General features: G+C 65.9%; 9 protein-coding genes and 1 tRNA gene. 9 read left to right on the top strand and 1 reads right to left on the bottom strand.

All coding sequences use genetic code 11. From position 1 onward, the window contains the following. Window positions 1-140 precede the first annotated feature (140 nt). Window positions 141-227, bottom strand: a tRNA-Leu gene (locus tag HEQ22_RS05180). A gap of 198 nt (window positions 228-425) precedes the next feature. On the opposite strand from HEQ22_RS05180, the gene HEQ22_RS05175 reads away from it, so the two are divergent. From HEQ22_RS05175 to HEQ22_RS05135, 9 genes are all read left to right on the top strand, one after another. Next, window positions 426-1,364 (top strand): complex I NDUFA9 subunit family protein, encoded by a 939-nt coding sequence (locus HEQ22_RS05175; protein ID WP_432770131.1) that lies wholly within the window; start codon window positions 426-428, stop codon window positions 1,362-1,364. A gap of 73 nt (window positions 1,365-1,437) precedes the next feature. Further along, window positions 1,438-2,241, top strand: a complete 804-nt coding sequence (locus HEQ22_RS05170) for an undecaprenyl-diphosphate phosphatase (RefSeq protein ID WP_432770816.1) — start codon at window positions 1,438-1,440, stop codon at window positions 2,239-2,241. 159 nt (window positions 2,242-2,400) lie between these two features. Next, the gene (locus HEQ22_RS05165) at window positions 2,401-3,843 is read left to right on the top strand and encodes an NAD(P)-dependent oxidoreductase (RefSeq protein WP_432770130.1); all 1,443 of its coding nucleotides are present in this window, start codon (window positions 2,401-2,403) and stop codon (window positions 3,841-3,843) included. Then, entirely contained in the window at window positions 3,840-5,054 is a 1,215-nt protein-coding gene (locus tag HEQ22_RS05160) for a DUF2059 domain-containing protein (protein WP_432770129.1), read from the top strand. The genes HEQ22_RS05165 and HEQ22_RS05160 overlap by 4 nt, the downstream gene beginning before the upstream one ends. Window positions 5,055-5,081: 27 nt before the next feature. After that, window positions 5,082-9,614, top strand: coding sequence for a glutamate synthase large subunit (gltB, locus tag HEQ22_RS05155; RefSeq protein ID WP_432770128.1), 4,533 nt, complete (start codon window positions 5,082-5,084; stop codon window positions 9,612-9,614). A gap of 264 nt (window positions 9,615-9,878) precedes the next feature. Beyond that, on the top strand, window positions 9,879-10,304 hold the full coding sequence (locus tag HEQ22_RS05150) for a hypothetical protein (RefSeq protein ID WP_432770127.1): 426 nt from the start codon (window positions 9,879-9,881) through the stop codon (window positions 10,302-10,304). 87 nt (window positions 10,305-10,391) lie between these two features. Further along, window positions 10,392-11,063: a glutathione S-transferase family protein gene (locus HEQ22_RS05145; RefSeq protein WP_432770126.1), complete on the top strand. Its 672-nt coding sequence runs from the start codon at window positions 10,392-10,394 to the stop codon at window positions 11,061-11,063. A 244-nt stretch (window positions 11,064-11,307) separates the two neighbouring features. Then, complete coding sequence (locus HEQ22_RS05140; protein WP_432770125.1) at window positions 11,308-11,820, top strand: helix-turn-helix domain-containing protein; 513 nt, start codon at window positions 11,308-11,310, stop codon at window positions 11,818-11,820. A 45-nt stretch (window positions 11,821-11,865) separates the two neighbouring features. Continuing rightward, complete coding sequence (locus HEQ22_RS05135; protein ID WP_432770124.1) at window positions 11,866-12,210, top strand: hypothetical protein; 345 nt, start codon at window positions 11,866-11,868, stop codon at window positions 12,208-12,210. Window positions 12,211-12,260 lie beyond the last annotated feature (50 nt).

Here is a 12,260-nt window from a genome sequence, read left to right as displayed (position 1 = left end):
GACTGGCCGCTATCGTTGAGGAGCGATGGCGTCGTCATCTGGGGCCCGTGCGCTCAGACCTCGCGAAACGGCCACCAATAAGAAATGGCAGATTTCAGATGATTTTTCAGGTATTTTCGGACCCCTCGAGATGAGGTCCCTGGTGCCCAGAAGAGGACTCGAACCTCCACGACCTTGCGATCGCCAGCACCTGAAGCTGGTGCGTCTACCAATTCCGCCATCTGGGCACGGGGTAGGAGCGGGCGCTTAGCGGCGGGGCGATTGGCTTGTCAACCGCGCAGCGGAAATTCGCTGCAATTTTGTCGCGAAGTGACGGTTTCGCGTCGCCATCGCCCTCACCGCCCCTTGCCCCGATGCGTGGTTCGCGGCATGGGGTCGCAAGCGGCGCCGTGGGCGCCACGACAGAATCGGCGGCAGGCGACACGATGCAAAAACTCGATGGACAATTGATCACGGTGCTGGGCGGCGGCGGCTTTCTCGGCCGCTATGTCGTGCAGCGGCTGCTGGCGCGGGGGGCGCGGGTCCGGGTGGCGCAGCGTGCACCGCGCGCGGCGACCTTTCTGAAACCGCTCGGCGGGCTGGGGCAGACCCAGTTCGTCGCCGCCGACGTCCGCGACCCGGCCAGCATCGCGCGCGCGGTCGCGGGAAGCGATGCGGTGGTCAACCTGGTCGGCGCGTTCGACAATATGCAGGCGGTGCAGGCCGACGGCGCCGGCCATGTCGCGGCGGCAGCCAGCGCGGCGGGTGCCCGCGCGCTGGTCCATGTCTCGGCGATCGGCGCCGATCGCGCCAGCCCGTCGACCTATGGCCGCAGCAAGGGCGACGGCGAAGCCGCGGTGCGCGATGCCTTTCCCGCCGCCGCGATCCTGCGCCCCTCGATCGTCTTTGGCCGCGAGGATCAGTTCATCAACCGCTTCGCCGCGATGATCCGCCTGTCGCCGGTGATTCCGGTCATCGCGCCGGACAGCAAGTTCCAGCCGGTCTATGTCGGCGACGTCGCCGAGGCCGTCTTCGCGGCGCTCGGCGCCGATGCCGCCGGCCGGACGTTCGAGCTCGGCGGACCGCAGGTGCTGACGATGGCGGCGCTCCAGCGCTGGATCGCCGATGCGATCGGCCGCTCGCCGCTGTTCGTCGAAGTTCCCGATGTGGCGGCATCGGCGCTCGCCAGCGGGTTTGGCTGGGCGCCCGGCGCGCCGATCACCAAGGACCAGTGGCTGATGCTGCAGAGCGACAATGTCGTCGCCGCCGACGCCGCCGGGCTCGCCGACCTGGGTGTCGCACCGACGTCGCTGGCGGCGGTCGCCGACGACTGGCTGGTGCAATATCGCCGTCATGGCCGCTTTGCGGTGCGCAAGCCCGCCTGACCCCGGCCAGCCCCGCCCTGCCCTCGCCCGGCCACCGGATTGCCGGAGCGCCGGGGTGCCAACCCCAGGACCCATCATGCACGATCTTGCGACCATCATCCTGCTCGGCATCATCGAAGGGCTGACCGAATTTCTGCCGGTGTCGTCGACCGGCCACCTGATCCTTGCCGCCGAACTGCTGGGTTTCACCGGCGAGGGATCGGCGGCGTTCAAGATTTCGATCCAGCTTGGCGCGATCCTCGCCGTGCTCGTCGCTTATCGCCAGCGGTTCTGGAATGTCGGCATGGGGCTGCTCCGCGCCGACCCCGAGGCGGTCGCCTTCACGCGCAACATCCTGATCGGCTTTCTGCCCGCGATGCTGATCGGCGCGGTCGCCTATGAAGCCATTCGCGCATTGCTCCAGTCGCCGACGACGGTCGCGGTGGCGCTGATCGTCGGCGGGGTCGCGATCCTGGCGATCGAGCGGATGGTGAAGGTGGTAAAGGTCGAGAGCGTCGAGGCGATGCCGCTCAAAACCGCGGTCGTCATCGGCATCGTTCAGTGCATCGCGATGATCCCGGGGGTCAGCCGGTCGGGCGCGACGATCATGGGCGCGCTGCTCATGGGGGTCGAGCGCAAGACCGCCGCCGAATTCAGCTTTTTCCTCGCCGTGCCGACGATGCTGGGCGCGACCGTCTATGCGCTGTGGAAGGACCGCGACGTGCTGGTGGTCGACGATCTGACGGCGATCGCGATCGGGCTGGGGGTCGCTTTCATCGTCGCTCTGGCGGTCGTGAAAGCGCTGGTGGCGATCGTCGGCCGCTTCGGATTTGCGCCCTTCGCCTGGTATCGCATCATACTGGGCGGGGTCGCGCTGATCTGGCTCGCCGCCAGATAGGGCCGATATTTTACCATTTACGAAAGATTGTTGCGCGCCGTCCGTCGTGAGGCGCGATATGGATTGAATAAAGGTCAGTAACACTTCCCTAAACCGCAATTCCTGCGTGACAGCGCGGCGTTCGCCATGCCATCGCCCCCGCTCGGAAGGGGAATCTGCATGGCTGCCGATCGCATGCTCCAGTTCGTGGAGCGCGAACAACATTATCCGGACAAGCGCACTGCCGCCGAGCGCGCGCAGGACTTCCGCGAGATCGCCGAGCGCTATGCAGCGCCCGACGCCGATGAGCAGGCGGCGCGCTGCTCGCAATGCGGCGTCCCCTATTGCTCAGTCCATTGCCCGCTCCACAACCATATCCCCGACTGGCTGCGCCTGACCGCCGAGGGGCGGCTGCGCGAAGCCTATGAGCTGAGCAACGCGACCTCGACGATGCCCGAAATCTGCGGCCGCATCTGCCCGCAGGACCGCCTCTGCGAAGGCAATTGCGTCATCGAATTTTCGGGCCATGGCGCGGTGACGATCGGCAGTGTCGAGAAATATATCACCGACACCGCGTGGACCGAGGGCTGGGTCGAGCCGCTCGTCCCCGGCCGCGCGACCGGCCAGTCGGTCGGCATCATCGGCGCCGGCCCTGCCGGGCTGACCGCGGCCGAATATCTGCGCGTCCAGGGGCACGAGGTGCATGTCTATGACCGGCATGATCGCGCCGGCGGGCTGCTGACCTATGGCATTCCGGGCTTCAAGCTCGAAAAGGACGTCGTAATGCGCCGCATCGACCGGCTCGCCGCCGGGGGGATCCACTTCCACCTCGGCTTCGAGGTCGGCGGCGACGCGACGCTCGATGTGCTGCGCCAGAAGCACGAGGCGCTGCTGATCGCGACGGGCGTCTACAAGGCGCGCGAGATCAACGTGCCGGGCAACGACGCCCAGGGGGTGATCGCGGCGCTCGACTATCTCGTCGCGTCGAACCGCAAGGGCTTCGGCGACGCCGTCCCGGCATTCGACGATGGCAGCCTCGACGCCGAGGGCAAGCACGTCGTCGTCATCGGCGGCGGCGACACCGCGATGGACTGCGTCCGCACCGCGGTGCGCCAAGGCGCGAAATCGGTGAAATGCCTCTATCGCCGCGACCGCGACAATATGCCGGGGTCGCAGCGCGAGGTCGCGAATGCCGAAGAAGAAGGCGTCGAGTTCGTCTGGCTGTCGGCGCCCGCCAGCTTCACCGCCGACACCCATGTCAAGCAAGTCGCGGTCGCCGGCATGCGCCTCGGCGCGCCCGACGCGAGCGGGCGGCGCAGTCCCGAGCGCGATCCCGGCCGCCAGTTCGACCTTCCCGCCGACATGGTGATCAAGGCGCTCGGCTTCGATCCCGAAGAGCTGCCCAATTTGTTCGGCGCGCCTGAGCTTTCGGTCACGCGCTGGGGCACTTTGCGCGTCGATCACCAGACGATGATGACCAGTCTGCCCGGCGTGTTCGCCGCCGGCGACATCGTCCGCGGCGCCAGCCTGGTCGTGTGGGGCATCCGCGACGGCCGCGATGTCAGCGAGCAGATGTCGAAATGGTTGAAAGCCCGGTCGAAAGGCGAAAAGAAGGCGGCATGACCAACAGGGGAAGGATGTACGACATGTCGAATTGGAAATATCTGCTGCTCGCCGGCACGATGGCGATCGCACCGCTGCCCGCCGTGGCCGCACAGGATGAAGCGCCCGCAGCAGACATGGTCGCCGCCGACGAAGCGGCCCCGGTCGACAGCGAAGCCGCCGCCGCCGACGCCAAGGCGAAGATGCAGCGCGAGATGGATCAGGCCGTCGCGATGATCGAAAAGATGTTTGACACCGGCAACCTGCCGCCGATCGATCCCGCGCGCCTGACGCTCGCGCAGACGACGACCGCGGCGCTCGTGCCGGCGGGCAGCCTCGAGCGGATGATGGACAATCTGTACGGCAAGATGTTCGAGGTGCTGATGGGCCAGATGGGCGGCGAGTCCGACCTGATGATCTCGATCAAGACCGGCGTCGACAGCGAACAGGTGTCGGCGCTCGACGCCGCGACCAAGGCCAAGATCGCCGACGTCTTCGATCCGCACCGCAAGGCGCGCGAAGAGCAGATCACCCGGGTCGTCAAGCCGCTGATCAGCGAAGTGCTCGGCGACATGGAACCGCCGATGCGCGCCGGGATGGCCAAGGCCTATGCTCGCAAGTTCACCGCGGCGCAGCTCACCGACGTCAATACCTTTCTCTCCACCCCGTCGGGAACCGTCTATGCCAATGAATGGATGGCGGCGCAGGCCGATCCCGAAGTGATGCTGGCGCTGATCAAGGCGATGCCGCCGCTGGTCACCAAATTCATCGATCGCGCCCCGCAGATCGAAAAGGATATGAAGGACCTGCCGAAGGAAAGGCAGCTCGCCGATCTGTCCGACGCCGAGCTCGCCTCGCTCGCGCGGTTGATGAAGGTCGACGTAAAGGTGCTGAAGGATCAGCGCGACATGTGGGCGGCGCCGATCGAGGAAGCGGCGATGCCCGCCGAAGCCGACGCGATGACCGACGATTGGGACGCCGCTGCGTCCGACGCCGCAGCCGAAGCCGCCGACGCGGCAGGAGCGGCCGCCGACGCCGCGGGTGAGGCCGTCGATGCCGCGATGGCGTATGAAGATGCCGCCTACGACCGCAGCAATTGGTCGGAGGCCGAGCGCACCCGCGTCGCCGATCTCGAAGCCGCCGCCGATGCCGCTTCCTCCGCCGCGCTTGAGGCGGAATTGGACGCGGTGCGCGAGGCGCGCGAGCGGATGACCGCCGACTCTCCCGAATAGGCGTCAGCCTATGCCGTCAGGACGACAATGATGACCCACTACCCCACCCCCGAACATGCGCGGCTCGCCGAAGACGGCATGTATCGCCCCGACATGGAGTCCGATGCCTGCGGCGTCGGACTCGTCGCGGCAACCGACGGCAAGGCGTCGCGCCGCGTCGTGGAGGCGGCGATCGAGGCGCTGCGCGCGGTGTGGCATCGCGGCGCGGTCGATGCCGACGGCAAGACCGGCGACGGCGCGGGCATCCATGTCGACCTGCCGGTGCGGTTCTTCGACGACGCCATCGCGGCGTCGGGGCACAAGGTGCGCCCGAACCGCCTCGCGGTCGGGATGATCTTTCTGCCGCGCACCGATCTGGAAGCGCAGGAGCATTGCCGCACCATCGTCGAATCCGAAATCATCGACGCCGGCTACACCATCTATGGCTGGCGCCAGGTGCCGGTCGACGTGTCGGTGATCGGCGACAAGGCCCAGCGGACGCGGCCCGAGATCGAGCAGATCATGATCGCCGGGCCGCTGCCCGACGAACAGTCGCTCGCCGAGTTCGAAAAACAGCTGTACCTCGTCCGCCGCCGGATCGAAAAAAAGGTGATCGCGGCGCAGATCGCCGACTTTTACGTGTGCAGCCTGTCGTGCCGGTCGATCATCTACAAGGGGCTGTTCCTCGCCGAGAGTCTGGGCGATTTTTTCCCCGACCTGATGAACAAGCTGTTCGAAAGCCGCGTCGCGATTTTCCACCAGCGCTATTCGACCAACACCTTCCCGCAATGGTGGCTGGCCCAGCCGTTCCGCTGCCTCGCCCACAATGGCGAGATCAACACGATCCGCGGCAACAAGAACTGGATGAAAAGCCACGAGATCAAGATGGCGAGCCTCGCGTTCGGCGAGCATAGCGAAGACATCAAGCCGGTGATCCCGGCGGGCGCGTCGGACACCGCTGCGCTCGACGCCGCGTTCGAGACGCTGTGCCGCGCCGGCCGCGACGCGCCGACCGCGAAGCTGATCCTCGTCCCCGAAGCGTGGGTGAACGAGGCCGACATGCCCGACGCCCACCGCGCGATGTACAGCTATCTCGCCAGCGTCATGGAACCGTGGGACGGGCCCGCGGCGCTCGCGATGACCGACGGCCGCTGGGCGGTCGCGGGAATGGACCGCAACGCGCTGCGCCCGCTGCGCTACACGCTGACCGCCGACAATCTGCTCGTCGTCGGATCCGAAAGCGGCATGGTGTTGCTGCCCGAGGCGAGCATTCGCAAGAAGGGGCGCCTCGGCCCCGGCGAGATGATCGCGGTCGATCTGGAAGAAGGCACGCTGTACGAAGACCGGGCGATCAAGGACCGCATCGCCGGCACGCAGGACTACCAGGCGCGCGTCAAGGGTTTCCGCACGATGGCCGACCTGCCGAAGGGCGGCAAGGGCAGCCTTGGCGCGTGGGATCGCAGCGAGTTGCTGCGCCGCCAGGTCGCCGCGGGGCTGACGATGGAGGATATGGAGCTGATCCTCGCGCCGATGGTCGAGGATGCCAAGGAAGCCGTCGGATCGATGGGCGACGACACCCCGCTCGCGGTGATTTCGGACAAGCCGCGCCATGTCGCCCAATTTTTCCGCCAGAATTTCAGCCAGGTCACCAACCCGCCGATCGACAGTCTGCGCGAACGCCATGTGATGAGCCTGAAGACGCGCTTCGCCAACCTCGCCAACATCCTCGACGAAAAGGGGCAGAGTGCGCACGTCCTCGTCATCGACTCGCCGGTGCTCGTCGGCGACGACTGGGACCGGCTGCGCGCCTATTTCGGCGACGCGGTCGCCGACATCGACTGCACCTTTGCCGTCGGCGGCGACGCCGCGAGCCTGCGCGACGCGATCGCCCGCGTCCGCCGCGAGGCCGAGGATGCGGTGCGCGCGGGGCGCAGCGAATTGTTCCTGTCCGACCAGAATATCGGCGAAGGCCGCGTCGGCGTCGCGATGGTGCTCGCCGCCGCCGCGGTCCACACCCATCTCGTCCGCAAGGGGCTGCGCAGCTACGCCTCGATCAACGTCCGCTCGGCCGAAGTGCTCGACACCCACGCCTTTGCGGTGCTCGTCGGCGTCGGCGCAACTACTGTGCACGCCTATCTCGCCGAAGCGGCGATCGCCGACCGCCACGCGCGCGGGCTGTTCGGCAGCACCCTGTCGCTCGACGATTGCCGCCTGCGCTTCCGAAAGGCGATCGATGACGGATTGCTCAAGATCCTGGCCAAGATGGGGATCGCGGTGATCTCCAGCTATCGCGGCGGCTATAATTTCGAAGCGGTCGGCCTCAGCCGCGCGCTCGTCAACGATCTGTTCCCCGGTATGCCCGCCAAGATTTCGGGCGAGGGCTATCAGTCGCTGTTCATCAACGCGACCGAGAAGCACGAGGCGGCGTTCGACGCCCGCGCCACCACCCTGCCGATCGGCGGTTTCTATCGCCAGCGCGCCGGGGGCGAGACCCACGCCTATTCCGCGCAGCTGATGCACCTCTTGCAAAATGCGGTCGCGACCGACAGCTATTCGACCTATCTGCAATTTTCGCGCGGGGTCGCCGACCTGCCCCCCGTGTATCTGCGCGACCTGATGGAGTTCAACTATCCGGCGCAGGGCGTCGCGCTCGACAGCGTCGAGGCGATCACCGAAATCCGCAAGCGCTTCGTCACCCCCGGCATGTCCTTGGGCGCTTTGTCGCCCGAGGCGCACGAGACGCTGGCGATCGCGATGAACCGCATCGGCGCCAAGGCGGTGTCGGGAGAAGGCGGCGAAGCGTCCGAACGCTACCGGCCCTATGCCAATGGCGACAACGCCAACAGCAACATCAAGCAGATCGCGTCGGGCCGCTTCGGGGTCACCGCCGAATATCTCGGCGCCTGCGACGAGATCGAGATCAAGGTCGCACAGGGCGCCAAGCCCGGCGAAGGCGGCCAGCTGCCGGGCTTCAAGGTCACCGAGTTCATCGCGCGGCTGCGCCATGCGACCCCGGGGGTGACGCTGATCAGCCCGCCGCCGCATCACGACATCTACTCGATCGAGGATCTCGCGCAGCTCATCTACGACCTCAAGCAGATCAACCCCCGCGCGCGGGTCTGCGTCAAGCTGGTGTCGAGTGCGGGCATCGGCACGGTGGCGGCAGGGGTTGCCAAGGCGCACGCCGACGTCATTCTGGTCGCGGGGAACACCGGCGGCACCGGCGCCTCGCCCCAGACCAGCGTCAAATATGCCGGCACCCCGTGGGAAATGGGTCTGTCGGAGGTCAACCAGGTGCTGACGCTCAACGGCCTGCGCCATCGCATCCGGCTGCGCACCGACGGCGGGCTCAAGACCGGGCGCGACATCGTCATCGCCGCGATCCTTGGTGCGGAGGAATATGGCATCGGGACATTGAGCCTCGTCGCGATGGGCTGCATCATGGTGCGCCAGTGCCACAGCAACACCTGCCCGGTCGGCGTCTGCACCCAGGACGAGAAACTCCGCGCGAAGTTCACCGGCAGCCCCGAGAAGGTCATCAACCTGATGACCTTCATCGCCGAGGAAGTGCGCGAAATCCTGGCGAAACTCGGCTGCCGCAGCCTCGACGAGGTGATCGGCCGCACCGAATTGCTGCGCCAGGTCAGCCGCGGCGCCGAACATCTCGACGACCTCGACCTCAATCCGATCCTCGCCAAGGTCGATGCCCCTGACGAGCAGCGGCGTTCGCAGGGGCCGAACTTCCGCAACCCGGTGCCCGACAGCCTCGACGCGCAGATATTGGGCGATGCCAAACCCTTGTTCGAGCGCGGCGAGCGGATGCAGCTCACCTACAATGTCCGCAACACCCACCGCGCCGTCGGCACCCGCCTGTCGGCCGAGGTCACCGCGCGCTTCGGGATGAAGGGGCTCGCCGACAATCATGTCCAGGTCCGCCTGCGCGGCACCGCGGGCCAGTCATTGGGCGCCTTCCTGTGCCAGGGCATCACGCTCGAAGTGTTCGGCGACGCCAACGACTATGTCGGCAAGGGGCTGTCGGGCGGCCGCATCGTCGTGCGCCCGACGGTGTCGAGCCCGCTCGTCAGCCAGCATAACAGCATCGTCGGCAACACCGTCCTTTATGGCGCGACCGCGGGGACCCTGCTCGCCGCCGGCCAGGCGGGCGAGCGCTTTGCGGTCCGCAATTCGGGTGCGCACGCGGTGGTCGAGGGCTGCGGCGCCAACGGCTGCGAATATATGACCGGCGGCACCGCGGTGATCCTCGGCCCCGTCGGCTCCAATTTCGGCGCCGGCATGACCGGCGGCATGGCGTTCATTCTCGACACCGACGGCCGGTTCGAACGCCGCGCCAACCCCGAATCGATCGTCTGGCAGCGTATCGACAGCGCGCATTGGGAAGCGGTGCTGAAGGCGCTGGTCGAGGATCACGCCAAGGCGACTGGCAGCAAATGGTCGGCCGAGATCCTCGCCGACTGGGATCGCTGGCAGGGTCAGTTCTGGCAGGTGTGCCCGAAAGAGATGCTCGCGCGTCTCGCCCAGCCGCTCAGCGATGCCAAGGCCGAGGTCGTCGCGGCTGAATAATCGTCGAAATCCTCCCTGTGGCGAAGCCATGGGGAGGGGGACCGCTCACGAAGCGAGGGGTGGAGGGGCCGCGACGTTGCGCCATGGCCCCTCCGTCAGTCCTACGGACTGACACCTCCCCATGCCCACGGCACAGGGAGGATCGCCCGTCCCGTCCCGGCTGCACTTCATCGCATCCGGACGCAGCGTTCAGCGCAGCGAAAGCGTTAAACCGCTATCCACGCGCATCTTTTGACCCGTGCGTCCTTTGAAAGGATGAAAGTCATGACCCGATTCGCCTTGCTCGCCCTGCCCCTGTTGGCCTTGGCCGCGCCGCTGCCTGCCGCCGCGTCCGACATGCGCGGCACCGTCGATGCCCTGAACGACCCGGTTGCACAGGATCGCATGGCCGACACCGTGGCGGCGCTGGTCGGCGCGCTGATGCAGATGAACGTCGGACCGCTCGCCGAAGCGATCGCGCGCGTCGATCCAGACTCCGACGCCGCCTATCTTCCGCCCGATGCCACGCTCGGCGAAGTCGCCGGCAGCGATCCCTATTATGCCGAACGCATCGGCGACGATGTCCGCGCCGGCACGCGCATGGCCGGGCATGCCGCCTCGGCAATCGCCGCCTACGCCCCCGTGCTCAAGGACATGGCGCGCGACATGGCGGCGCAGTGGGACCGCGAGCGCGACGCCGCGCGCCGCTGACGCTTCGTCCACAGGCTTGCGCGATTGCCGCCGCGCGACGCGCCATAGCCGTTGCGCGCCCGGCCCCGCTGCCGCTATGCGATGGGCATGTGGCAACTCTATCAATATCCGCTCTGCCCCTTTTCGCGCAAAGTCCGGCTTTTGCTGGGCGAGAAAGGTATCGGGTATGAGCTGGTGCGCGAATCGCCGTGGGAGCGCCGCGACGAATTCATCGATCTGAACCCGGCGGGGCGGACCCCGGTCATGGTCGAACAGGCGCGCGGCCAGGTGTTGATGGACAGCATGGCGATCGCCGAATATTTCGAGGAAACCGTCGAAGGCAAGGCGATGATCAACGGCACCGCCGCCAGTCGCGCCGAAATTCGCCGCCTGACCGCGTGGTTCGACCAGGATTTCTATTATGAGGTCACCGGTCCGCTGCTGTTCGAGCGGATGCAGAAACGCATCGTCCACCGCCAGCCGCCCGACGGCGGCGCGCTGCGCGAGGCGATGAAGGCGGCGAACAACCATCTCGACTATGTCGATTATCTGATCGACCATCGCACCTGGCTCGCCGGCGCGACGATGAGCCTCGCCGACCTAACCGCGGCGGCGCATATCTCGGTCGCCGATTATCTGGGCGGCATCGACTGGACCGGACACGATCAAACGAAAGGATGGTATTCCGGCTTGAAATCCCGGCCCAGCTTTCGACCGCTTCTAGCCGAGCGGATGGAGATTGTGACGCCGCCCAAATATTACGAAGACGTGGATTTCTAAACCCCCGGCACCCCCCTTCTCTAATCCACATCCTAAACGACCGGGTTATGGCGGGTGCAGTCGGCGCAACCCGACTGGACAGTAAGCAGCCATTGGTACGCCCCCGCACCCAATGACCCTCCGGAGCTATGGCAAATCCGCCGTGTCGTTCTGCGTACAGCACTGACACCGCAAAGATCGTTGCACCATTGGCACCAATTACCCAGCCAATCTGCCTAGGCCGTGTTAACTATAGGCAGGAACGTTGGCCGTCGCCCGCGACTCAGCAATTGAATCCAAAGTGAAGCAAAATTTTCCCTTGCCGCCCGAAGCCGCCACCCTGACCGCGCGTCTTAGCGATCGTCAACGTGAGTGCCTGCTTCTCGTCAGACGCGGCCTTACGTCGAAGGAGATCGGGCGCTTCCTGTCGCTCGCTCCTTCGACGGTAGACAATCATGTCAACGCTGCGACCGAAAAGCTTGGCTGTTCATCGCGCGCTATCGCAGCGCAAATTCTGGAGATAGCAGACCAATGCGGGGATTCGCCCAGTGCGGACGAAGCAAAAACGAGCCGCGATTTTTCGGAATCTTCGAGCGATACGGCCGCTTATCCAGTGCCCCACCGCAGCCATATCCTGCCACCGCTGGGCGGCCCGCCGAACGAGCAGCCGGCGCCGCGCCGGATTTCGCAAATCGGTTTGATAGCAATTGCCGCCACAATGGCGTTCGCCGCCATCACAATAACCGTTGCGGGGGTGATTGAACTGTTCAGCAGCTAGTATTTTTCGCAGGCAGCCATGTCCAATCGATAGAGGAGGCATGTGATGCACAAGATAGATCAAGGGGTCGGGAGCGTGGTTGCAGCGGATACGCGGACAACGATGGCGTCGGTAGACGCCACCTATCTCGCACAAGTCCGAATGGCGGCCAGCATCGTTGAAGCGGCTGCCGCCTCCAATCTGCCGGCGGGCGCCACGCAAGAATTGTTGGAAGCCATGACGGACAGCATGACACAAGTCGTGGCGGGCCGTACCAAGCTGATAAGGGCCCTTAGCCAGCTTCAGCACATCCAGAGCATGAGCGATTTGCGGGAAGTCGGTTTTGGCTGCCCCGGCGGTCTCCCGAGTCAAGCGTCCCTCGCGACGCAGAAAGAACAAAACGCCCCGTAGGCTCAACACATTCAATGATACAAGTATTATTTTACATATACCTTCTATCT

It is taken from the genome of Sphingopyxis sp., from assembly GCF_050916055.1.
Classification (GTDB): Bacteria; Pseudomonadota; Alphaproteobacteria; order Sphingomonadales; family Sphingomonadaceae; genus Sphingopyxis.
The sequence above is the reverse complement of the archived record's forward strand: the minus strand, read 5'-3'. Positions and strand labels throughout refer to the sequence as shown.